Annotated in this window: 17 protein-coding genes and 1 tRNA gene; 14 read left to right on the top strand and 4 right to left on the bottom strand. The window is 57.0% G+C overall.

Going from position 1 to position 24306, the window contains the following annotated elements; genetic code table 11:
- Positions 1–61: 61 nt before the first annotated feature.
- From BGIM_RS0107055 to BGIM_RS0107015, 9 genes are all read left to right on the top strand, one after another.
- Positions 62–2182 (top strand): hypothetical protein, encoded by a 2121-nt coding sequence (locus BGIM_RS0107055; protein WP_238537547.1) that lies wholly within the window; start codon positions 62–64, stop codon positions 2180–2182.
- Positions 2179–2751, top strand: coding sequence for a shikimate kinase (locus tag BGIM_RS0107050; RefSeq protein WP_020469095.1), 573 nt, complete (start codon positions 2179–2181; stop codon positions 2749–2751). Before BGIM_RS0107055 ends, BGIM_RS0107050 begins: the two co-directional genes overlap by 4 nt.
- Positions 2752–2760: 9 nt before the next feature.
- Positions 2761–3855, top strand: coding sequence for a prepilin peptidase (locus tag BGIM_RS0107045; RefSeq protein ID WP_020469094.1), 1095 nt, complete (start codon positions 2761–2763; stop codon positions 3853–3855).
- A gap of 16 nt (positions 3856–3871) precedes the next feature.
- Positions 3872–4486 carry an imidazole glycerol phosphate synthase subunit HisH gene (gene hisH, locus BGIM_RS0107040; RefSeq protein WP_020469093.1) on the top strand — a complete coding sequence of 205 codons (615 nt, stop codon included), beginning with the start codon at positions 3872–3874 and terminating at the stop codon, positions 4484–4486.
- 75 nt (positions 4487–4561) lie between these two features.
- Positions 4562–5290 carry a 1-(5-phosphoribosyl)-5-[(5-phosphoribosylamino)methylideneamino]imidazole-4-carboxamide isomerase gene (hisA, locus tag BGIM_RS0107035; protein WP_020469092.1) on the top strand — a complete coding sequence of 243 codons (729 nt, stop codon included), beginning with the start codon at positions 4562–4564 and terminating at the stop codon, positions 5288–5290.
- 110 nt (positions 5291–5400) lie between these two features.
- Positions 5401–7194, top strand: a complete 1794-nt coding sequence (locus BGIM_RS57085) for an Omp28-related outer membrane protein (RefSeq protein ID WP_020469091.1) — start codon at positions 5401–5403, stop codon at positions 7192–7194.
- 165 nt (positions 7195–7359) lie between these two features.
- A complete protein-coding gene (locus tag BGIM_RS57080) occupies positions 7360–8049 on the top strand; it encodes a MotA/TolQ/ExbB proton channel family protein (protein WP_020469090.1) in 690 nt (229 codons plus the stop codon).
- Positions 8050–8064: 15 nt separating this feature from the next.
- On the top strand, positions 8065–8793 hold the full coding sequence (locus BGIM_RS49095; protein ID WP_020469089.1) for an ExbD/TolR family protein: 729 nt from the start codon (positions 8065–8067) through the stop codon (positions 8791–8793).
- Positions 8790–9419, top strand: a complete 630-nt coding sequence (locus BGIM_RS0107015) for an ExbD/TolR family protein (RefSeq protein ID WP_020469088.1) — start codon at positions 8790–8792, stop codon at positions 9417–9419. Before BGIM_RS49095 ends, BGIM_RS0107015 begins: the two co-directional genes overlap by 4 nt.
- Before the next feature lie 23 nt (positions 9420–9442).
- Here the strand turns inward: BGIM_RS0107015 and dnaK are convergent, their stop codons facing one another.
- Complete coding sequence (gene dnaK / locus BGIM_RS49090; protein WP_020469087.1) at positions 9443–11257, bottom strand: molecular chaperone DnaK; 1815 nt, start codon at positions 11255–11257, stop codon at positions 9443–9445.
- A 155-nt stretch (positions 11258–11412) separates the two neighbouring features.
- Here dnaK and BGIM_RS0107005 point away from each other — a divergent pair, with 155 nt between their 5' ends.
- Positions 11413–12981, top strand: a complete 1569-nt coding sequence (locus BGIM_RS0107005) for a glycerophosphodiester phosphodiesterase (protein WP_157368646.1) — start codon at positions 11413–11415, stop codon at positions 12979–12981.
- A 42-nt stretch (positions 12982–13023) separates the two neighbouring features.
- Here the strand turns inward: BGIM_RS0107005 and BGIM_RS0107000 are convergent, their stop codons facing one another.
- From BGIM_RS0107000 to BGIM_RS49085, 3 genes are all read right to left on the bottom strand, one after another.
- The gene (locus tag BGIM_RS0107000) at positions 13024–14052 is read right to left on the bottom strand and encodes a tetratricopeptide repeat protein (RefSeq protein ID WP_020469085.1); all 1029 of its coding nucleotides are present in this window, start codon (positions 14050–14052) and stop codon (positions 13024–13026) included.
- Positions 14049–15086 (bottom strand): tetratricopeptide repeat protein, encoded by a 1038-nt coding sequence (locus BGIM_RS0106995; protein WP_020469084.1) that lies wholly within the window; start codon positions 15084–15086, stop codon positions 14049–14051. The genes BGIM_RS0107000 and BGIM_RS0106995 overlap by 4 nt, the downstream gene beginning before the upstream one ends.
- 507 nt (positions 15087–15593) lie before the next feature.
- The gene (locus tag BGIM_RS49085; protein WP_020469083.1) at positions 15594–17651 is read right to left on the bottom strand and encodes a vWA domain-containing protein; all 2058 of its coding nucleotides are present in this window, start codon (positions 17649–17651) and stop codon (positions 15594–15596) included.
- Positions 17652–17806: 155 nt separating this feature from the next.
- Between BGIM_RS49085 and BGIM_RS0106985 the strand changes: the two genes are divergently transcribed.
- The 4 genes from BGIM_RS0106985 to BGIM_RS49080 all read left to right on the top strand — a co-directional run bounded on the left by BGIM_RS0106985 (position 17807) and on the right by BGIM_RS49080 (position 24289).
- On the top strand, positions 17807–19141 hold the full coding sequence (locus tag BGIM_RS0106985) for a UDP-glucose dehydrogenase family protein (RefSeq protein WP_020469081.1): 1335 nt from the start codon (positions 17807–17809) through the stop codon (positions 19139–19141).
- 53 nt (positions 19142–19194) lie between these two features.
- A tRNA-Leu gene (locus BGIM_RS0106980) sits at positions 19195–19278 on the top strand.
- Positions 19279–19628: 350 nt separating this feature from the next.
- The gene (locus tag BGIM_RS0106970) at positions 19629–22076 is read left to right on the top strand and encodes a PPC domain-containing protein (RefSeq protein WP_020469080.1); all 2448 of its coding nucleotides are present in this window, start codon (positions 19629–19631) and stop codon (positions 22074–22076) included.
- Positions 22073–24289 carry a DUF1549 and DUF1553 domain-containing protein gene (locus tag BGIM_RS49080; protein WP_020469079.1) on the top strand — a complete coding sequence of 739 codons (2217 nt, stop codon included), beginning with the start codon at positions 22073–22075 and terminating at the stop codon, positions 24287–24289. Before BGIM_RS0106970 ends, BGIM_RS49080 begins: the two co-directional genes overlap by 4 nt.
- The last annotated feature ends 17 nt before the right edge of the window (positions 24290–24306 follow it).

Genomic DNA, 24306 nt, shown 5'->3' with positions numbered 1-24306 from the left:
TTCGATTCAACCCATGCCAAGCGGCGGCGACACACCGGAAAATCGAGCCTTGGCGGCGGGAATGCGGAAGATTTCGCTCGCCCGTACGTCCGAGGCCCGTTCAGCCGCGTTTCGAGAGTTGGCGGCCACCCTGAACGATTTTGGACAGGGAGATATTTTCCTCACGCGGGTGCTTGCCCGGTCGGACACCAACGCCCGGCGATTCGCCTTGGAACTGGCCGCGAGACTCAAGCCCCTTTCTCGGTCGTTGATTCCAAACTTGATTAGCCTGCTTGGCAAATCGAAATACCCAAGCAGGCTTCGCATCTCGGCGGCCGCGAACATCATTCTTCATATCCCGGCCGATTCCCCGTTGATTCCGTCGATTCTGGCGGCTTTGGAACGAAAAGTTGCCCCGGTGCGGGCGGCCGAACGTCTCGCAAGGCTGATGGAACAGATTCCTCCCTTGGAAGCCGTGCGGCGGCGACGGCAGGAACTCCTTGAACAATCCCTTGCAGCCTGTCCCCGGTGCGGCGTGCGATTGCCGCAGGGAGATTTTGCCCGGCATTTGTGGGAATCGCACCAACTTCGATACGAAGGCGAACGAGTTCAGGAACCGTGGCAGGTGATCGAAGATTGGGTGAACACTTATCTTCAGAAATCTCGCGGCGAACTGCTTGATCGTTGTTGCGAATTGGCCCAAATTCTCGACCCCGCCGGGGGAGTCGGCCGGGTTCATGATTTGTTGGCCCGCGGTGGCACCCCATCCGACCAGCATCTCACCTTGCGGACGCTGGCGGCCGAGCAACACGCCAGTGTCTGCCCGCATTGTTTCGCCATTGTTCCCTTCACGGAAGACACGGAGCCGACACCTGTTTTGCTTGCGGGGGGCCTGCTCCTCGGCGGCGGTTTCCGGATGGAGGTCCGCGACCGATTTCTGTTAAACTGGCTGGATGCGACCGTCGGTGAAACGAATCTTTTCAGCGGGCCGGAACCCGGCCATGCCCTCACCCGGCGGGGAATGGTGTGCCTTTTCGTTTTGCCAATGGTTCTGCTCGCGGGGGTTTTTGCCGTCTTGCCCCCGATCTTGGGATTTCACCCCGTCGGCCCTGTTTGCTCACTGCTGTTTCTGGCCTGCCTGTCCTATCTGGGAATCCGGATGCACTGGGATCACGAGGAACCGGCCTCGGATCGAGTCGTCGATCATGCGTGGGATCTGGTTGTTCCAAGGTTTCTGCGGATGAACGACCCGGAACCAAAGGATCAGTTGTTGATCGCCGGCCTGGCCCTGGCGAGCATCAATCACGGGGATGCGGAGTACCGAGAGAAGACTCTTTCGCAGGGGATACAATCCGCAGGAGAAAATCGTTGGTCCGACGCGCTGACGGCCTCCCTGATGATGTTGAAACATGAAGACCGGGAACCTTCCGAAGACGAGGTGTTCCTGCTGGCGGGACGCTTCGCCGACGCTTGCACGGGGAAAGTGGCATGGGGGGCCATGAATCGCTTCTTTGCGAAGACGAGCGGGGATCTGAAAAACCGCACCCGGCGGTCACGATTGCGGATTTTGATGCTTCGCCAAGCCTTTCAAGCCGGCTTGGAACCCGGTGATCTCCGGCAACTCGGCCGGCTGGCCCCGGAGGTCGGCGTCTGTTACGCCAGCGAGGATTCGGCTGGTTTGTCCCGTCTGCGGCTTCTGTGGATTTACCGGGAAAACCGCCTATGGCAGAAAGTCGGGGCGGCCGCCAGTGTGTTCGACTTGGCCATGTATGCCCAATCATATTTGGAGCAACGGCCCGATCTGCTCCTGCTTCAACCGGCCCCGAATGCGGAGGAATCCCCCGTCCTTATTTGCGAAGAAGGAATCATTTATCGGGAAAGTGTCCTGTCCGGCATGGAAGACCGACTGGTCATTCGGGCACGGACCGGAATCGGCGGCGGGTACGACTTGGTGGTGAACAATCACCGGTATTCGTTCAAAAAAGAACCGACAAACCTGCTCAACCGGTTGAAGGCCTGGCGGTCGTTTCTCTTTAATGAGTTTTTGCCCAGAGCCGACATGCTGCAAAACCGGCATTCGGATCTCGGAGACCGGTTCCAGAACAGGCATCGGCGGCAATGCAATGCCTGCCGCCGGCAGTTCATCGGCCTGCCGGGGGAAATGGGTCTGACCGGCGCCCGCGCGGACGAGGAGGAAGAATGAGCAGTCGGGACGATCAAATCATCCTGATCGGTTATCGGGCAAGTGGAAAAACGACCGTTGGCCGAAAACTGGCCGAACGCCTCGGCCGCCCGTTCATGGACGCGGACGAATATCTGGAAGCCCAAGCCGGCCGGACCATCCGGGAGATTTTCGCCACCGAGGGAGAACCGGGATTCCGGGACCGAGAATCGGCCGTTCTGCGGGAACTCACCGGACGCGGCCCGATGGTCCTCGCCACCGGCGGGGGAGTCGTCCTGCGGGAGGAAAACCGGGATCGCATCCGGGCGGCGGGATTCGTGGCCTGGCTGACGGCCGACGCCGACACGTTATGGGACCGATTGCAAACCGATCCGGTCACAAGGGAACGCCGCCCGAATCTGGCCGGAGGCGGCTTGGAAGAAGTGACGAAAATGCTCACCGTGCGGGAACCGCTCTACCGGGCATTGGCCAATCTGGAAATCAACGTGGCCGAATTGTCGCCGGATGTCGCCGCGGATCGTATCTTGGCCGCATGGAACGCCCGACGGACGGCCGTTTTTTCCACCATATCAACGGGCGAAGGGATGTGATTTTTCCGCATGGACTCCATCACTCTCGCCGAGATTGTCTGGGTGCTGACGGCTTTCGTGTTTGGCGCCGCTTGGGGTAGTTTCATCAATGTCGTGGCCGGTCGGCTGCCGCTCGAAAAGAGCGTGTTGTGGCCGAATTCGCATTGTCTTTCCTGCCTGAATTCTCTCTATTTCATCGACAATCTGCCGATCTTTGGCTGGCTTTACCGGCGCGGCCGCTGCCGGTTTTGCGGGGCAAAATTTTCCTCCCGCTATCTCTGGGTGGAGGTTCTGTCCGGGGTGATTTTCGCCGTGCTGTTCTACTTGGAGATCATGCTGAACTGGCAAAAAGTTCCGATGCTCTCCGAAACATCACATCAGAGATTCATCCAAGAAATGCCTTGGGAAGGGATTTTCTTTTTCATTCAACATGCGATTCTTGCGAGCTTTCTGCTGGCGGCCACCATCAGCGATTTCGACCACCATAGCATTCCGCTCTCCCTGACGACCACCGGAACAGTGATCGGTTTGGCGAGCGCTGTTTTGTTCCCGTGGCCCTGGCCCAGCAATCCGGTTGTGGCAAATGGATTGCCGCCGAACCTTCCGTGGGCTTTTAATGTCCCTCCGGGCGGCATTCCATCGGGTCTTTATGTCTGGCCGGTATGGGGGCCGCTGCCCTCATGGCTGCCCGCCGGTTCGCCGCAACTTGGTCTTGTCACCGGATTGGTCGGAGCCATGACCGGGATGCTGATGGTGCGAAGCGTGAAATTCTTGTTTGAGAAAGGGCTTGGCAAGGAATCCATCGGCTTCGGGGACGCGGACCTGATGATGATGGCCGGTGCGTTCACCGGCTGGCAGATTGTGGCGGTTGGATTTTTTGTGGGGTCGATTCTGTCCTTGCCGCTGGGGGTTATTTTCAAGTTTTACAGGAAACAAGAATATCTCCCCTTCGGACCGGGTCTTGCGTTGGGAGTGATGGTCACTCTGTTGGGATGGCCTTGGATGCGGCTTGTCCTCCAACAAACCCTCTTCGACGATTTTCAAATTCTGCTGATGGTTGTGCTTCTCGGAGGCGGGATGTTCTTTGCCAGTATGTTCCTTCGTTTGATGGGCCGCGGAAAATAACACGGACAAAACTACGATGGCCGGGATAGTGATTGTCGATTACGGAATGGCAAACCTGCGAAGCGTGCAAAAAGCCTTCGAGCGGGTGGGACATGCCGCCGTCATCACCTCGGAACCGTATGTGATTTCCCAAGCGGATCGCCTGGTGTTGCCGGGAGTCGGGGCATTTCAGGATGCCATCGCCCGCCTGCGGGAAACCCATCTCGACGAACCGATCAACGCCCACATCAACTCCGGCCGGCCGTTTCTCGGCATTTGTCTCGGGCTTCAACTTCTGTTCTCACGCAGCAGCGAGGACGGCGACCATACGGGTCTCAATGTGCTGCCCGGAGATGTGGTCCGGTTCGAGAATCATCCGGGATTGAAGGTTCCCCACATGGGCTGGAACCAACTCGCGTTCACCGGGGATTGTCCGCTGTTCCGGGGAATCGCCCCGCAATCGGCCGTCTATTTCGTGCATGGTTATTACGCGAAACCGGCCGACCCGTCGATTGTCTCGGCCACGGCCGATTATCCGACGCCTTTTGCCGCCGCCGTCTGGCGGAAGAATTTGTATGCCACGCAGTTCCACCCGGAAAAAAGCCAGTCGGTCGGGCTGGCGATGTTGAAGAATTTCGCCGAAGTGTGCTGACCGCCCCGCTGTTTCCCGGTCACGGCTGACCTAAGCTATCAGGATGTTCGCCAAACGTGACCAAGGGGAATGTCCATGTTAATTCTGCCCGCCATTGATCTTCGCGGGGGAAAGTGCGTCCGCCTCAAACAAGGCGACTATTCCCAAGAAACCGTCTTCGGGGACGACCCGGTGGCGATGGCCAGACGCTGGGTGTCCGAAGGGGCAAAGACGCTCCATCTCGTCGATCTCGACGGAGCCAAGGCCGGTCACCCGGTCAACGGCGAAGTGATTCAACAAATCGTCCAGGCGGTGGATGTTCCGTGCCAGCTTGGCGGGGGATTGCGGACGGAAGCCGACATTCAAACGGCATTCTCTTGGGGTTTGGCCCGTGTCGTCCTCGGCACCCGCGCGTTGCAAGACCCGGCGTGGGTCCGGCAGATGGCCCAAACCTTCCCGAATAAAATCATTCTCGGAATCGACGCCCGCGATGGTTATGTGGCGACCCACGGGTGGTTACAAACATCGGACTTGTCCGTCTTACAAATGGCGCGCGAGTTTGCGAATTGGCCGTTGTTTGGGATCGTCTACACAGACATCGCCAAAGACGGCATGATGGGCGGCCCGAACACCGCCTCATTGGTGGATCTGGCCAAGGCCATTCCGATACCCGTGATCGCCTCTGGCGGCGTGAGCAATATCGACGATGTCCGGGAGTTGTTGGAACACAAAATGTTTGGCTGCATCATCGGCCGTGCCCTTTACGAAGGAAAAATTGAACTGGCCGCTGTCATGGAATTGGTAGAATCATTCTCAATCGCCTGATTATTCGCATTCTCTCCCGTCATCCCGAGAATTATTTCAAGGGATGATTGCGCGTCCGCTGATCGCATTTTTTGCTCTTTCAAACTTTTCCGTCACCATTGGGAGTCATCATGCTTCGTTACGGAGCCTTGTTGAGCGTTTTGTTTGTCTGTTGTGCCACGGCCGCCGCCGCTGATAATTCGGCCGTTTTCAAAGATGGAAACTGGCGGCTGGGCTACGGGCCGGGGCCGACCGGGGAACAACCGATCGTCATCCTGAAAGTGGAAACCAAAGACGGCAAATCCGAAGCCACCCCGGTGGCTTTCATGAAGGACAGCCCGTTCAAATTTGTGTCGTTCAGCCTCAAAGGGGACACTGCCACGGTCGATGTGAAGGTTGGCACTCGTGCCCTCTCCTTCACCGGGAAATTGCAAGCGGACGGCAAATCATTCCGGGGAACCTTTGGGGACGACAAACTCACCAACCGGGGATATTTCACCGCGACCGAAGGCGACAAACTGGACAACACCTTCTTCTCCAGCCAGCCAAAACCGCCGGAAACGTTTCTCGCGGCCACTCGCTTGATGAACTCGGCGGCCTCAATCAAGTTCAAAGCACGTCAAACAAAAGACATCGACGAAAAAGCCGAATTGATGAAGAAAGCCGCCGAAGCCCAGGAGAAAGCCGATGCCGAATCGCCGGATGCCTGGCGGGCCGTGATTACCGCCGAAAAGAACAGCCCATATGCCGTGGTCGCCGCTCTTCAATTGATTCAGGCGGCCGGACGCATCAAAGCCGATCCGAAGGAAGTCGCCGGGTGGATTTCCCTTGTGGAAACAGAAGCTGGCACGTTCGGCTCGAAAATCACTGAAACAACGGATCTGAGCATCGCCGACACCCTTGGCGACGAGAAGAACTATTCCGAATTGGCCATGACCACCTTGGATAAGGTGGTCGGCAAACTGACGGACAAAGACCCGCTGCCGAAGCAATCCCGTGTGTTGAAGGTTGCCATGAAAGTGCAGCAAACAGCCGGGAAGAAAGAATTGCTGAAAGCCACCACCGCCCGATACGAAGCCGTGGAAACCACGCTGGACAAGGAATACTTGGCCAACACCCCTCCCTTCAAAGTGACGAAAGCCGCGGATCGGCCCGCCGGCCAAAACCGGGCGGTATTGATGGAGTTGTTCACCGGCGCCCAGTGCCCCCCCTGCGTGGCGGCCGACGTGGCGTTTGACGCCCTCTCCAAGACCTATGACCATAAGGATGTGATCTTGCTCCAATATCACATGCACATCCCCGGCCCGGACCCAATGACCAACGCGGACACGGTGGCCCGTTTTAGCTATTACGGCGAACTGTTCCCGAAGAATGTTCGCGGCACGCCGACCAGCCTTTTCAACGGCAAGATCGATGCCTCCAGCGGCGGGTTGATGGAACATTCCGAGGAAAAATTCAAGGATTATCGCAAGGCCGTGGATACCCGCCTTGATGCGAAAACGGACATCGCTTTGGGCGGGAAAGTCAGCCGCAGCGGGGAAACACTCAAGATCGATGTGACCGTTGACGGCGTGAAAGAGCCGAAGGATTTGAAACTCCGCGTCGTCGTGACCGAAGACACCATCCACTATGTGGGCGGCAACGCCCTTCGCTATCACCACCATGTCGTCCGGCATTTTGTCGGCGGCGTGGCCGGCACGGAAATCAAGGAACCGAAGACGGCCAAGTCGATGAGTCTCGATCTGGCTCAAATCAAAGGCGACCTCACCAAGTATCAGGAAAAGTACACCAAGACCGAAAAGGTGACTTTTGCCAACGCCGCTCCGGGCATGGACACCAGCAAGTTGAAAGTGGTGGTCTTTGTTCAGGATGATTCCACGGGCGAAGTGTTGAACGCCGTTCAACTCGAAGTCCCGGCGAAGTAACGGTTAGCCGATTGACAAAGCAGTCGCCGGGACTCCGCACCGGCGACACATTTCCACTCTCCCACTGGCGAATCGGGGGATTTCACCCGGCCTCTTCTTGAAGAGCCGGGTCTTTTCTGCCAATCTAGTGTCATCTCCCCTTCTGTCTGGCAAGCGGGTCGATTCATGAAAGCCTTGCTCAGTTTCATCACCAACGAATGGTATTTCTTCGTTCCGATGTTGCTCATTTCACTGGTGGCCGCGTCGCTGGTCGTCTGGCGCTGGCTCCTGAACATGAACGCCCGGACGAGAATGGAAGACTTCCTGCCCGAGTTTCAAGAAAAGCTCCAACGGGAGGGAGTCGAAGGAGCCTTGAAGTTTTCACGGTCTCACGGGGGTCTCATCCCGAGCAAACTTTACCCGGCGGCACTGGAATCTTCCCGTGGGGGAATGGCCGCGATGAAGCGGGCGATGGCCAACGCCATTGAACTGGAAATCCTCCCAGAATTGAACTTCCTTCTCCCGCCCATCTTGGGGATTGCCAAAATCGCCACGATGGTGGGGCTGTTGCTCACCGTTTTCTCGATGATTAACACGTTCAACGCCATTGGCGAAGCCGGCAAATCCGGCGGAGCCTCGGGCGTGACCAATCAGGCCGGGGCCATCGGTCTCGCCCTCTTCGGCACGGCCGGGGGATTGATGATCGCCATTCCGCTGGTGTTCACGCATGTGATGTTCAAGGCCCGCGTGGCGACCTTTGAAACCGAATTGAAGGCCGCCGCCCAACGTTTGTTGGTGTTGTTCCAGAATCTCAAGCCAAAGCAAACCGGCGATGGCCGGTCTGTCACCAAAATGGCCGAACCCATCCGTCGTTGATTCGGGAGAACTACGATGGCCGACCAACCGAAGCGATTCTTCGATGTCTGGTTCGTAAGCGCGAACAACGTCATCAAGGAAGTCCCCTATCACGCTATCACGGATTGGATCCAACAGGGGAAGGTGCAAGCCGAAGACCGGGTGAAGCCTTCCGGCACGGCCGATTGGTTCCAACTCGGCGGCGTGGTCGCTTTTCAGGCTTATTTCACCAAACCCGAGGAATTTGAACACCGCCCGCAGGATGTCGCCACCGCCTTGGAACCGGTGGAGATGGATTTTGATTGGAAGAAGCACCAAGAGGATGAAGACGATGACGTGGACATGATCCCGCTCATCGATATCTCGCTGGTGCTGTTGATTTTCTTCATGATGACCGCCACCGTGGCGGCGATCTCCCGCATCAATGTGCCGGATATGCAAAACGGCACAAAGCTGGAAGCCGACCCGACTGTGTTGCGAGTGGACATCGACCTCAAGGACGGCCGACAAATCTATTCGTTGGGATTGGGCACGCAAGACCCGCTTCCCGAAGACGATAATCTCACCAACGATGTGGATCTCGCGTTGAAACTCGATGAACGCCTCAGCCACATTTCCAATCCGCCAAAAGTTCGCATCGCCGCCCACGCGGACATCCCTTACGAGGTGGTCGAGGAAGTGTTAAAGTCCTTGGAAAAACGGGTGAAACTGGGACAGATCACCGAATACGCCGTCGAAGTGAACGAACGGGGCAAACAACCATGAACCTCTTCAACGTGCGACACGAAGGCTCCCCCGAATCGGTGGACGGAGTGACGGCCGAAGAAATTCTGGACGGGGTGAAGGAAGGCATCTGGGAGCCGACCGACGAGGTTCAAGGACCGGGCGAACACGAGTGGCAATCGCTGGAACTCCACCCGGTGTTTGAAACGGCGATGGCCGACTTTGAACCGCCGCCGCCACCGAAACCGGAAGACGAAACCAAGCTGGACATGAACCCGTTGATCGACGTGGCCTTGGTGCTGTTGATCTTCTTCATGCTGACAGCCACTTACGAACAACTCCGCAAGGAATTCACCCCGCCGCCGGCCGAAGGCTCGGGAACGCAAGGCCAGAAAGTCATCAAAGATCCGGAATTAAGAACGTTCACCATCCGCGTAACGGCCAAGATGGAGAATGATCAACTGGTCTATCGGGTGGAGAATGAAGTGGTTCCGGAAGACAGCCTAGAGGCCAAACTCAAGGAATGGCTGGAGAAAACAGGCTACTCCAAACTGGCCGAGGAAATCGATCCGAAAGCCCCTTGGCGGGCCGTCGTGAAGATCCAAGATGCCGCCGCCGGGGCGAAAATCTCCGAGATCATTCGGGTGACCCGGCAAGCCAAGGAATAACTATTGGTTCAAGCCCCGAAAGATCAAATCTTTTGCTCATTCACCTCGGCCTCCGTCTTGCCTGCCAAGGCTTTCTTCACGACGCTGTTCATCAACAACTCGGCCAACGGCGTGGTGACTTTCCCCAACGTGGTCACTGCATCTTGCAACACTTCCACATCGTTGCCGTTCATGGCAGCAATGACGGCTTCGCGGGCCTCGTTCACCGTTTGTCGTTGCTCGGACGTCAGGCTGTCGCCCGTTTCGGCCAGCGCCTTGTCGGTGTGTTTCAAATCGGCCTTGGCCTTGTTGTGAAACTCAATGAACCGGCGGGCCGTGAAATCGGCATGTGCGTGGGCGACGCTGTCCATCACCAGTTGATCCACTTCATCCGACGATAAGCCGTGGGCGGCTTGCACAGTCACGCTGGCCTGCTGGCCGCTGCGTTGTTCTTTCGCGCTGACCGTCAACATGCCATTTTCGTTGACGAGGAACGTCACATCCACTTGGGGAAACCCGGCGGGCATCGGCGGGATGCCCGCGAGCTTGAACTGGCCGAGAGCCTTGCAATCTTTGACAAGTTCACGTTCCCCTTGGTAGATGTTTAGCAGGATGGCTGACTGCCCGTCGGCCGATGTGCTGTAGCGAGTCGTCGCCCGCGCGGGAACGGTTGTGTTCCGCTGGATCACCTTGTCCATCACGCCGCCGAGCGTTTCCAAGCCAAGCGACAACGGCACGACATCCAACAGCAACATGTGCCGTCGGCCGCCCGTCAAAATATCCGCCTGAACGGCCGCGCCGATGGCCACGACTTCATCCGGGTTGAGTTCGGTGTGAGGTGTGCGGCCAAAGAACTCGCCAACTCGTTTCCGCACATAGGGAATCCGGGTCGAACCGCCGACCATCACCACATCGTTGATTTGCGTCTTCTTTAGTTCCGCGTCTCGCAGGGCATTGCGGCATTTTTCCAACGCCCGGTCAATGTGCGGGGCAATCAACGCCTCGAACTCGGCTCGGGTAAATGTCCGTCGGAAATTGCCGATGACGAATTCGGCCGACTCCGCCGATGAGAGGGCAATCTTGACCTTCTCGGCTTGATCCCGCAATTCTTGCAACAATTGCGGGTTTCGTTGGCCCAAATCGACGCCCATCTCTGCAGCGACCAATTCCATGATCGCATGGTCGAAATCGTCCCCGCCGAGGTAAGTGTCCCCGTTGGTGCTGAGGACTTTGAACACGCCGTCATCAATGGAAAGGATCGAACAATCGAACGTTCCGCCGCCGAGATCGAACACGGCAACCATTCCGGTTTTCTTCTGGTCTAGCCCGTAAGCCAAAGCGGCGGCCGTCGGTTCGTTCACGATTCGCAACACATCCAGCCCGGCGATGCGTCCGGCGTCCCGTGTGGCCTGCCGCTGACTGTCATCGAAATACGCGGGCACTGTGATGACAGCCTTCGTGGGGTTCCCTGCCCGCTTGCGGACTTCCCGCAGGATCATCGCCGAGAGTTCTTCGGGCGTGTGTTCCCGGTCGCCGATGCGGACTTGCAAGACCTTGCGGCCGTCGCCGGTTTCCCGTTCGACAATCTGGTGCGGGATGAGTTTCAGTTCTTTTTGCAAGTCGGCCAGCGTCCGGCCCATCAGGCGTTTGACGCTGAAAATCGTGTGGTCCGGGTCGCTTAACGCCCGGTCGCGGGCGGCCGAGCCGACGAGGACGGAACCGTCGTCATGGAAGCTGATGACACTGGGAACAAGGGCATTGCCCCCCTCATCGCGGACAACGGCCGGATGGCCGTCTTTGACGTAGGCCGCGAGACTGAAGGTCGTGCCAAGATCGATACCGACAACAGATGGGTTCATCTCAGAATTTTAGGAAGCGGAGGGCCATGAAACCAAAGAAGCCGAAAGACATTTTATCACCAAGATTCTGATTTGAAGAAACCCGCACGGCCACACCGGATCTTCTCACAGCGGGAATACGTTATTCTTACCTGATCCAACATTTGGAGTTGAGCGTGCCCGCATTCTCCCGCCACGCGATCATGGCCGTGTTTGTTGCCCTTCTCGGAGCCGGGTTGGCGATGCCCGCCGAGCCGACTCCGTTCGCTTTCTTCGAGCCGGTTCAACCGCCGCGATCCGTGCAGGTGGTGGCTCATCGCGGAATAAGCAAGGCCGCGCCCGAAAGCACACGCCGGGCCATCGAAATGTGCATCCAAGACTATTTCGAGTGGGTGGAAATTGATGTTCGCCTGACGAAAGACGGCAGGCACATCGTTTTTCACAACGACCGTCTTGATGGAAGGACCGACGGCAAAGGTTTGGTGTCGGAACACACGTTGGAGCAATTGCAGTCGCTTGACACGGGTTCACATTTCTCCCCGCGATTTGCCGGTGAAAAACTTCACTCTCTGGCCGAATGCCTGAAGATCGGCAAGGGAAAAGTGAACTTCTATCTCGATTGCAAAGGCGCCGATCCGGCCTTGCTCGTCAAGGAAATCATCGATGCCGGGATGGAAAAACAGGTGGTCGCATATGATCGCCCGGAGGCCATCGCCAAAATCCGCGAACTGTCAAAGAACGAGGTTCCGGTGATGACCAAATGGCGACCCGTCATGGGAGAGCCTACGGCCTTTGCCAAAAAGCATGGCCTCGCGGCCGTCGAAATCGACGCGGATGATGTTACCCCCGTTGTCTGCAAAGCATTTCGGGAGACGGGTGTCAAAACCCAAGCGAAAGTCACCGGTGTAAAATGGGACAACCCGAAGACTTGGTCGCAAATGATCGCCGCCGGGGTGGATTGGCTGCAAACCGACAAACCGCTGGAAGTTCACATGTCCCTGTTCCGCGCCAAACATCCGACATGGCCGGTGAAGGTCGCATATCATCGCGGGGCGAATCGTTATGCCCCGGAGAACACGCTTCCGGCGATTGAACTCGCCGCCTCGCTGGGAGCCGATTACGCCGAGATCGACATCCGCACGACGAAGGACGGCAAATTCTTCCTGCTCCACGACAACACCTTCAACCGCACCACTTCCGGCAAGGGTAAATTCTCCGATGCCACCAGCGACGAGATCGTCAAACTGGAAGCCGGATCTTGGTTCGGGAAGCCTTACGCGGGAGCCAAAGTACCCTCTCTCGACGAAGCCCTTACTGCGATGGGAGACCGAACTCATGCCTACCTGGATTGCAAAGACATCTCGCCGGAAAATCTGGCCATCATTTTGCGGCAACGAAAATTCCTTGACCGATCGGCCGTTTGCCAGTCGGTGGAATATCTGACGAGATTGAAGAAAATCGAACCGACCGCGCGCGGAATGGCGTCATTCAACAAGATCACCGAGTTCGACAAAATCGTTGAATTAAAGCCGTTCGCCGTCGATGCGAAATGGGCGATCTTGTCAAAAGACATGATCGACAAATGCCACGCGGCAGGAATCCAAGTGTTTTCCGATTCGCTCGGCTGGCACGAATCTGTCAAGGATTATCGGCAGGCAATTGAATGGGGAATCGACCTGATCCAAACCGATCACCCGGCGCGTATGTTGCGCGCAATGGAATTGCACTTCGCGGATAAAAAATGAACGATGAAGTCGTGAAGACCTTCCGCGTTCCGCAAGCAAACTTCAGCGCACACCACGCTTGGAATTCAACCGTTCTTCTTCCTTGCGGTCAAGCTCTTGATAGATGGCTTCATGCTGGCTGGCTTCCGTTTTGTTCCCAATCGCCAGCAACGCTTGCGAGAGTTGAAGATGCCCCTGACGGTGATTCGGGTCAAGCGCCAACAGTCGTCGTAACGCGGTGATCGCCTCCGGCGTCCGCTGCTGGCGAAGGTATAACTTGGCCAATTCTTGAAACACTTGGGCGGATTTGTTATCCAGTTTGGCCGCTTGGTTCAAAAGACTTTCGGCCGCAGTCAAGTCGTTCCTTTCCATCGCGCAATCGGCCAGACCCACCAGCGGTTCGGTCGCCTCCGGGCGTTGTTGGCGACACGTTTCCAATTCCCGCTCGGCGTCCGACATCCGGGCATCTCCAAGCAGGGAATGCCCGAGGAACAATCTGGCCTGATAATTGGACGAATCGCCTTTCAACACTTCCCGGAAGTCTTCGACCGCATTGACGAAATAGGCCGTCCTCATCCGTGCGACCCCGCGTTGGAACCGCCATTCGGCCCGATCCGGCTCGACGACGACAAGGCGTGAATAAAGTGGCTCGGCGTTTTCCCAACGTCCCTTTGCAGAATAGGAAGCCGCCACGGCAGCCAATACTTCCCGATCATCCGGGTGTTCGCGGACAACTTGCTGAAACATCCCTTCCATTTTCTCGGGCCAGTCCTTGGGGGCCATCTGAAGCACGACTTCCCGCCGCCCCTCCTCTTGGGGCAGTTTGTCTTGAATGGCCCGGATCAACTCGGCTTCCGCCTCGCTGATTTTTCCTTGCCGACGCAATGACGTGGCCAGTTTCAATCTTGCCCGGCAATCTTCCGGATGAATGCGAAGCGATTCTCGGGCTTCGATCTCATCTCGGCCAAAGTCTTCCACCGCACCGGCGGCATCTTGTTTTGTCGCCGGATCTCGACGAAAGTTTCTGACCGTAAAAACGGCGACCAGCGCCAGCAGCCCGGCAATCATCACCATTAGCATGGATCGGTTCATGGTGATTCCTTTGCCTTGGGGACCGCGCCGGACGTTTTGCGGGTCGGGTCCAGTTCGCGATAACGGGCTTCATGTTTCGAGGCCCGCTCGGGCTGACCAAGCGCCGCGAGTAACTTGGCCAATCGGGCTTGCGTCGCCAGTCGATTTGGATCGGCCTGTTCCGCCTGTTCAAGATATCCAAGGGCGGCGGTCAAATCGCCCCGTTGCTCCGTCACTTGGGCAAGCGAAAGCAACGTTTCCAAATGTCCCGGACGGCGTGCCAGCACGTCTCGAAAAGCAGTCTCAGCCTCCTCAAGACTGCCGAGATAACTGGCCGCCCGGCCGACGCCGAACAGGGCCAGCAAATTATCCGGTTCATCAACACGAGCCGCCCGGAACAAATCCAGCGATTGAGAGAATTCGCCCAGATCCAAGAGACAAGTGGCCAGATTCAGCCTCGCCGGGGCATACACAAGCGAATCCGGCCCGGCGTCGAAGGCCGCTTGCAAGTCGGCTTTCGCCAAGTCCAGTCGCCGGGCTTCCAGCCAGGCCGCTCCCCGGACCCCCAGAGCGTCTGCATGACCGGGGGAAATCTCAATTGCCTTTGCGGCCAGTTCGATGGCCAATTTCTGGCGTCCCGCTTTCAATTCCCCTCGGGCCATCGCCACCAGAACCTCGGCATCATCCGGCGACTCGGCCAAGAGATTCTTCAACAATTCTCGGGCATGAGGATAATCGTTACTCGCCAACACAAGAACTCGCTCCCGCTCAATCCGGGTTCGAGACCAGCCAAGGGACTCTGCCCGGTCCAAATGGCCAAGAGCATCGTCCGGGCGTCCTTCAAGGCGGGCCTGTCGGGCTGACAAAAAATGGACTTCCGCATTTCCAATCAGTTCTCGCCGCAATTTCGCAAGTTTTGGCCCGGCTGATTTGGAACCAACTCCCGCCCGAACCTCGGCCAGCGGATCAACCGTCACGGAAGCGCGCCGCCAGCCCACCCACCCGACCGCAGCGAGCAGAATGATGACCAACAGAAGGCCGCCGACACGTCTCACATCCGTCTCCCGGCCAGCATTGAGGGGGGTGATTCACCCTGATAGTTTACAGGATTCAGAAGAGAGGCTTCGCCCCTCTTGGCGGGACAAATATAGGCTCGCCAAGAGGCATCTTTCAGCACACCGCCGCAAGGCCATGATCGAGCATTTGCCATAATGGGCCATTTTTGAAGGCTCAAAATCTCTGCGCATTTGCCCAAAATCATCAGGCGACGTGTCGATTTGCCGGGGGTTTTGAAAAATAGTGTTCAATTGGCCCATTGATTTTGACCAGCCGGGTGGGTGTCCAACTGTCCAAAAATGGTCAACGATGGCTGTTTTGATGTGTTTCCATGTCACTTTTGGGGTGGTTTTTGACCATTTTGAAAATCGTAAAATACAAGAGCCTGTAACGCGTTGGCGTTCAGGCTCTTGAAGATCAGATTGATTTTTGGCTGCGTGAAACGCGGAAAATGATCCGCCGGCCTTCTTCAATTCGCGTTGAAGGAGGCCAGCCAAATGTCGAAGTCATTTCTTTTCTTGGGGAACTTGCTCCCGCTTCTTCGTCACGATGTCCTTGGTCTTTTCCACCAAGCGGGTGAACTCGGCCCGATGGCCTCCCTTGTCCTCACCCAGCGATCCCTTCGACCACGTCAGCACCTTCTCCAAATCGGCGTTGCCGACATAATCGCTGTCCCGCAGCAACATGCCATAGGCGGCGACGGCGGCCGCAAATCGGAAGTCCTTGCTGGCGTCTTTGGCGATATCCTTGCCATCGAAACTGGCGCTGACTTCAGAGGCCTTGTCCGTTTCCGGGTCTTTGTAACGCATCCGGGTCGTCAGCCACTCGCCGCTCTTCCCGGCGTCGGTCAGTTGCGGGGTGGTCTGATACTTCAACGGTTCGACATCCGACAAGGGAACTTTCTCGCCGACCGGGACGATCTCAAAGAGCATTGTGCAGGTGTGGCCGCAGCCCATGTCCCCGGCATCCTTCGCGTCATTGCGGAAGTCTTCCGTCTTGAGGATGCGGTTCTCGTAACCGATTAGGCGATAACCGGCGATCTTGGCCGGGTTGAACTCGATCTGGAGTTTCACGTCCTTGGCCACCGTGACCAGCGCGGCCCCTTGTTCCACGAACAACTTTTTGGCTTCGTCGAGCGAGTCAATGTAGGCGTAATGACCATTGCCGTGGTGGGCGAGTTGTTCGAGCCGGTCGTCGTGCAGGTTGCCCATGCCATAGCCGAGGATGGTCAGATAAACGCCGTTCTTCCGCTTGTCCTCAATCATCCGGATCAGTTGGGCGTTGTCGGAGACGCCGACGTTGAAGTCGCCGTCCGTCGCCAGAATCACCCGGTTGATTCCCTCTTTGATGAAGGTCTTTTCCGCTTGTTCGTAGGCGAGTTTGATGCCCCCTTCGCCGTTGGTCGAACCGCCGGATTGCAGGCCGATGATCTCGTTGATGATCTTCTCTTTCTGGTTCCCTGGCGTCGGCGGGAGGCGAAGACCGGCGGCACCGGCATAGGTGACGATGCTCACCCGGTCGCGGTCGGTGAGTTGTTCGACGAGCAACTTCATCGATTCGATCACCAGCGGCAATCGGTTCGGCGAATTCATTGAACCCGAGGTGTCGATCAGAAACACCAAGTTACGGGCGGGAAGCTTGTCCTTCTCGATCACCTTGGACTTCAGGCCAACCTTCAACAAATTGTGCTTCTCGTTCCACGGGCAGGCGGCCATCTCCAGTTTGAAATTGACCGGCTTGCCATCGGTCGGGGCTGCGTAGTCATACGGGAAATAGTTGAGAAAATCGGCGATGCGCACCATATCCTTGGGGGGCAACATGCCCTCGTTGAGCCGCGACCGCACGTTGGAATAAGCAGCCGTGTCCACGGCGGCCGAGAGGGTTGAGAGTGGATCGACTTTCACCGTTTTGAAGGCGTTGTCTTCCAAATGCTGATACGCTTCCCCTTGAAAATCGGCGTCGTCATACCGTTCGCCATCGGCCATATCCTTCAAAGCCTTGCCAGCCAATAAACCCTGTGGGCCGCCCGGCAAGGCGGCATTCTGCGGTCCGGGGTCACCTTTTGCCTCGCTTGCCCGAAGCCGGTCAATGCTTCGATTTTGGGCCTTTCCATTTACAATTTTCTCCCCTCTCTTCAGTTGGTCAAATTGTTTGTAACGAGCGCCCTCAACTCCTGTCCGGCCAGAGCCTCCGATGATCGAACTGTCTGGTGTCGGATGAGGAGCTACATATCCCCTCGCTGCAAAAGGTTTCGGGTCACTTGCTGGAGAAAGCGGCGCGGGAATTGCCACGGGTGGATGCGAATTTGGATCTTTCTTCAATCCGAAGGTTTCATTTGATTTCGGCGATTCCACATTGGCGACATTTTCTTTTTCAACACCCCGTGCCGGCTGGCGCAAAGCGTCGAATTCAACACCGACTGGCTTGGCGTCTTTCTTGGCTTCGGCAACCACGGCCGGTTCTGGCTGTTGAGCCACGGGAGGATCGGTTTTGGCGCACCCGGCAAATCCGAGCAAAACGGCAGCCAGCACCCAATAACTGCGGGCAAAACGCTGATGGAGCATCGGGAATCTCCCTTTGGAATGGAGAGTGGATGGGAAACGGTCGAAATGGATCACTTGTTTGACGAGCGACCCATGCAAAAGTTTTCCCCTTGGGTGATTTTTTCCGGTTCGGCGTGGCCGTATAACAACGGGCGAAGCGTTCAACGGAGTGCAACATGAAAGTCGCCGTCATCGGCACGGGCTATGTCGGTCTGGTCACCTCCACCTGTCTTGCGGACAGTGGCAACGATGTGGTTGGCGTGGATCGGGACAAGAAAAAGATCGATACGCTTCTCTCCGGCAACATCCCGATTTACGAACCCGGCTTGTTGGAACTCGTTCATAAAAACACCAAGGCCGGCCGTCTCAAGTTCACGACGGATTTCGCCACGGCTGTCCGCGAGGCCCGGTTGATCTTCATCGCGGTGGGCACCCCGCAGAGCAAAACCGGGGACGCGGACCTGAGCAGCATTTGGGCCGTCGGGGATGAGATCGCCCGAAATCTCAAGGATTTGCCCGCCGGTCCCCCCGGTTCTCGGGTGGTGGTGTTGAAAAGCACCGTACCCGTGGGGACAAACGCGAAACTCTCGGCCCGCTTGCAATCCGCCGGTTGCGACCACATTGATGTGGCGAACAACCCGGAGTTTCTAAAGGAAGGTGCCGCCCTCGATGACTTCACGAAACCGGATCGCGTGGTAGTCGGCGTCCGGAAGAAAGAAGTGGGCGAGGTCTTGCGGGAACTTTATGCGCCGTTCCTCCGCACGGAACACCCGTTTCTGGCGATGACGCCCGAAAGCGCGGAAATGACCAAATATGCCGCCAATGCGATGCTGGCCACGAAGATCTCGTTCATCAACGAAATGGCCCGCCTCAGTGAAAAAATGGGGGCTGACATCAATGATGTGCGTCGTGGCATCGGTCACGATGTCCGAATCGGCTTCCAGTTTCTCCATCCCGGTCCGGGCTACGGCGGCAGTTGCTTCCCGAAGGATGTTCAAGCCATTCTCGGCATGGGCCGGCATCTGGGCGTGCCACTGTTGCTTTCGACAGCCGTGGACGAAGTCAACCAAGCTCAAAAGCAGGTGTTGTTCGGCAAAGTCAGCAAGCGATTCGGCGAAACATTGAAGGAGAAGACCATCGCCGTATGGGGACTGGCTTTCAAGCCCCGTACAGACGACATCCGTGAATCCCCCGCCCTCACTCTGATCGACTCTTTGCTGGAGGTTGGGGCAAAGGTGCATGTTCATGATCCCGAGGCGATGAACAACGTGCGGGCTGAGTACGGCGAAAAACTGACCTATGCCGATGGTCCCTATGGGGCCATCAAGGGAGCCGATGCCCTTGTGATCGTCACCGACTGGTCCGATTATCGAACGCCGGACTTCAACGAGATGAAACGGGTGTTAAACAAACCCGTGATTTTCGATGGTCGAAACCTGTACGAACCAACGAACATGAAGACACTGGGGTTCGAGTATCACGGCATCGGTCGCGGACTTCAAATCGATTGATTTTGAACCCTTGACGAGAAGGCTTGGAATCGCATAATTTCACCTACCAAGATGCCGAGGTGGCGGAATTGGCAGACGCGCTAGCTTGAGGGGCTAGTACTCGCAAGGGTGTGCAGGTTCAAGTCCTGTCCTCGGCATTACCAACAGAGGCAAACACTTTCGACGAAAGTCGTGGTGTTTGCCTTTTTTTCTTGGACGACAAACTCAACTCCCACCAAGGGTTTTTCCGACCGTGGATCAGGGTGGAATGTGCCTCGAAGAATTACACCAATTCAATGATTGGGTCCCCCAATAATCTCTTCAAGAAGCCACACGGAAAAGCGGACATTTCTATTGGGTCTTACAACCTGACACATAAAGATTCTGACTATTGCATCACGTCAAGACAGATGGTACCCTGTGTTAGTTGAAGATTTTACCTCCCCGCGACCGTGATCGGTTCCCGCCAGCCTTGTTCGTTTTGTAACCATTGCATTTGAGATATTCGATGACTTCCAACATATGTGGAGTCAACGTTCGATTGTTTGCGGCGATCTGCATCATCGTGTGGTGCGGTTGTGAGGCGGCGCGGGCGCAACAACCAGCCCCGGCCCTCCATTCTGTTTTTCCCCCTGGCGGTCAGACGGGGACTTCGGTAACCGTTTCCATTGCCGGCGTCGCTCTTGAAGACCTTCGCGATATTCGATCGACTATTCCGAATCTCGTCGCCAAGAAGATCGACGCGAACCAATTCACGCTGACGATCCCGCCGCAAACCCCGACGGGGATCTATGACTTGCGGGCGGTATGCAAACACGGAATGAGTTCGCCAAGGGCGTTTTTCGTCAGTCATCATGCGGAACACACGGAGAAAGAACCAAACGACACGCCCGACGCGGCCAAAAAATTTCAGATTGATGTCACGGTGAACGGCCGAATTGAAAAACCGGGCGATGTGGACTGCTATCAATTCGATGCGAAAGCCGGTCAGCGAATCGTTCTTGAATGCCAAGCCCGGCGAATTGATTCGCAGTTACGCGCGGTGCTTGAGGTATATGACTCTGCCGGGAAACGGCTGGCCGTTAACCGGGGCCATACAGGCATTGATCCGCTTATTGATTTTCGGGCACCCGCCGACGGAACCTACACCGCCAAGATTTTCGACCTCAGTTACCTCGGTTCCCCCAATCATTTTTATCGGCTGGATATCGACACCAAACCTCGGGTGGAGTTTGCTTTCCCCTGTGTGGTTGAACGAGGCAAATCCACAAAGGTGAAATTGTTTGGTCGAAATCTGCTGCCGCCACAAGCAACCGATAACAGGAAATCAGATCATCTGGAATTAGACAGCGTCGAAGTAGAGATCACTGCCCCACGATCTGGGGATGTTCGGCCCATCCCCCCCTTGCAGCCGAATCAGATGGTGCTGGAAACCTTCTCTTACCACTATCCCGGCAGCCATGCGCCGGTGTTGATCGGCCTGACCGATGTGCCGGTGATCGCCATTCAATCGGGCCATCAACACTCAGATCAAGCCCGCGAAATCGTGATTCCTTGCGAGGTCAACGGGCAGTTGACCGACGGGGATGAGAAACATTGGTTTGCCGTCCAAGCTCGACGAGGCGAGGCGCTCTGGCTGGAGTCCTTCGGCGAACGGATTGGTTCACCTGTTGAATTGGCCGTTGCGGTACTCGATGCCTCGGACAGCAAGGAATTGGCGAAGCTACCCGAATGTTTGGATAATCCCGGCCAAGCGAAATTCCCCACGGCCCATTCCGATCCGGCCGGGCGTTGGGTCGCTCCGGCGGATGGCCGTTATCTGATCGCGGTTCGCAACCGGATCGGCGGGACAAACCGCGATCCTCGACGCCTTTACCGACTCAGTGTTCGTCGCGAGGAGCCGGATTTTCATCTGGCCGTGATTCCCAGCCGTGCGAATCAGGAAGCGGGCTTGAATGTCGGAGCCGGCGGACGGGAAATGGCTGAGGTGATTGCCATCCGGCGTCGCGGTTTAAATGGCCCGATCCGAGTGTCCGCCGAGAATCTGCCCTCGGGCATTCAATGTCCCGATGTATGGATCGGGCCGGGACAGGACCGAGTTCCTCTCATCGTGAGTGCCCGCCGAGATTGCCCTTCGTATGCCGGGACGCTGAATCTCATCGGCCATGCAAATCTTGACGGCGCCGAAATCAGCCGCCGCGCCCTTGGTGGCACACTGATATGGCCGGACCAGTCAATTTCATTCGCCCGCCTAACTCAAGATGTCCCTTTGGCGACCGCAACGGAAGCCAAAGCTCTTTTGACAGTTTCTGTTCATGAAGGAGCCGTCTTTCAAGAAAGTGTTTTGGATGTCGCCTTCGACATTGAGCATCGATTTGAAGAACCGACAGGGCCGATTCATGTGAGCGCCGTCGGCCTGCCTCGCGGGGTGGGAAACACACTTGTCACCATTCCCGCCGGGAAAACAAAGGGGGCAATCAGTTTCTTCCTGCCCGAATCTCTGGCTCCGGGATTTCACACATTCGCCCTACAGGCAGAGGTTGAAATTCAGTCTTCCAAAAATGGCAAAAGCGGCAACAAAACCATTCTCAAACTGGCCAGCAATCCAATCACCATCAATGTTCGGCCGTCACGAATCAGCTTGGAGATCGACCCGCGCACGCCGCGAACAATTGGCCGGGGAAAGATCATCCAGATTCAATTCACCGCGACGCGGAAACAAGGGTTTATTGGCAAGGTTCACACAGAGTTGGTCTCGCCGGATGGCGAATCCGGTGTGCGGGGACGCGGCGTCACCCTCGTCGGTCAGTCAGACTCGGGATCGATTCAAGTGATCGCCACGGACACTGCCCCGCTGGGCCGTCAGATATTTCTCCGCTTGGAGGCAGTCGGCACCGTGGAAGATCAGCCGGTTTATCACGCCAGCCGGTTTGTGGAGTTGGAGATCACCGAATGAAAGCTTGGAACTCCATCACGGCCTTCTTGGTTTTGCTTGCACTGAATACCGGCGTGCAGGCTCAACAAATCTACTTCAACACCGATGTGATGCCGATCTTGACCAAACTCGGCTGCAACAGCGGAGGGTGCCACGGCAAGGCAACGGGTCAGAACGGTTTCAAACTTTCGTTGTTTGGCTACGAGCCGGAACTGGATCACGAAGCCATCGCCAAGGAAGCTCGAGGCCGCCGACTTTTCATGGCCGCTCCGGCGCAAAGCATGCTTCTGCTTAAAGCCAGCGGCCTCGTTGCTCACGGCGGCGGCAAACGACTGGAAGCAGGATCGGCCGATTGGGAAACGCTTGTTCGGTGGATCGAAGAAGGCGCGCCAAGAGGATCACCTTCCGACCCAGTGCTGTCTCGGGTCACCATTTCACCGGAATCTCGCGTTTTTAACGCGGAAACCCGCCAGCAGCCTTTGCGCATCACGGCTCATTTCTCAAACGGCATCACTCGTGATGTGACCCGTCAGGCTGTCTTTCAATCGAATGAGCCAGAATTGGCCGAGGTCGGCGACGATGGAACGGTGCGAATCAAAAATCGCAGCGGGCTGTTCGCTGTGATGGTTCGCTATGCGGATCAAATCGCCGTCTTCCACGGCACGTCGCCTTACGCGAAAGTCAAAGCCGCCGATGCCGAATCGTTGGCGGCTTGGGAAAAAGCGAACGGGCAATCATTCATCGACCGCCATGTGGCCGCCCAATGGAAGCAGTTGGGCATTCGTCCGTCGCCGCCAACCACTGACGGGGAATTTATCCGCCGAGTTTCGTTGGATATCTGCGGCACCCTCCCCACGCCGGACGAGGTGAAAGACTATGTCGCCGACACCCGGCCGGACAAGCGTGCCAGACTAATCGACTGGTTGCTCGACCGGCCCGAATACGCCAGTTATTTCGCCCTGAAATGGGCCGACATCCTGCGGAATCGCGGGCGCGGTTATGGAACCAGTCAGCAACGGGCCGGAACCGCTTTGTTTGCGGGCTGGATACGCGACAGCATTGCCGACAACATGCCGTATGATCGCTTTGTGACCGAGATCCTGACAGCCGTCGGCAGTCAGGAAAAGAATCCCGCGACGGTCTGGTATCGCACCGTGCGGGCCACGCCGGAATATGTAGAATCGACCGCCCAAGCCTTCCTTGGCATTCGCATTCAATGCGCCCAATGCCATCATCACCCGGCCGAACGGTGGAGTCAGGCAGACTACTACCAATTGGCGGCCGTTTTCGCCCGTGTCGGCCGCCGGGGTGGTTTCGCTGATGCCGAGGTTCCGACTTCAGAAACAATCTATCTGGCCGACGAAGGCGAAGTGATTCATCCCCGGACAGGCCAGGCGATGCAACCACGCCCGCCCGGCGGGCCGGACTTCAAGCTTAACCGCCATGATGATCCCCGTCGAAGTTTCGCCCGCTGGATGACGGCGGCCGACAACCCCTACTTCGCCCGCACGATGGCTAACCGCCTCTGGGGCCATTTCTTCGGCCGGGGGATCATTCACCCCATCGACGACGCCCGCAGCACCAACCCGCCAAGCAATCCTGAATTGCTCGACGTCCTGACTCGTGATTTTGTCGCCGGCAATTATGATGTCAAACGGCTCATCAGGACCATCTGCAATTCGTCTGTCTATGCCTTGAGTTCGGCATCCAACGCGAGCAATCAAGACGATCACCAGAGTTTCGCCCGCTACTATCCTCGCCGATTGTCCGCTGAAGTCTTGTTGGATGCCATGAGTCAGACGTTGCAATCACCGACCAAATTCCGAAGCGTCTCGGGCGACTTCCCCCGAGGCACACGGGCAATCGACCTGCCGGATGAAGCGGTGCCCAGCCACTTCCTGGACGTGTTCGGCCGGCCGCTTCGCAACTCGGCTTGTGAATGCGAACGGGTGGACGCACCAGCCTTGGGCCAAACGCTGGCGCTGGTCGGTTCCCCGGAGATTCAAGAGAAGTTGACCGCCGAAAAAGGCTTGGTGGCGAAACTGGCGAACAACAAACAGTTACCAGAAGAAAACATCCGTGAAATCTTCATGGGTGTTTTCGCCCGCCCGCCACGGCCTCGGGAACTGGCGCTCGCCCAGAGCTTTCTCGAATCGCAAAAAGACCGGAAAGAGGCATATGCCTCTTTGCTCTGGTCGCTTCTGGCCACGAATGAGTTTTTATTCAACCACTGATGACCCGTCGGCAAAAC

The organism is Zavarzinella formosa DSM 19928 (genome assembly GCF_000255705.1).
Classification (GTDB): domain Bacteria; phylum Planctomycetota; class Planctomycetia; order Gemmatales; family Gemmataceae; genus Zavarzinella; species Zavarzinella formosa.
The sequence above is the reverse complement of the archived record's forward strand: the minus strand, read 5'-3'. Positions and strand labels throughout refer to the sequence as shown.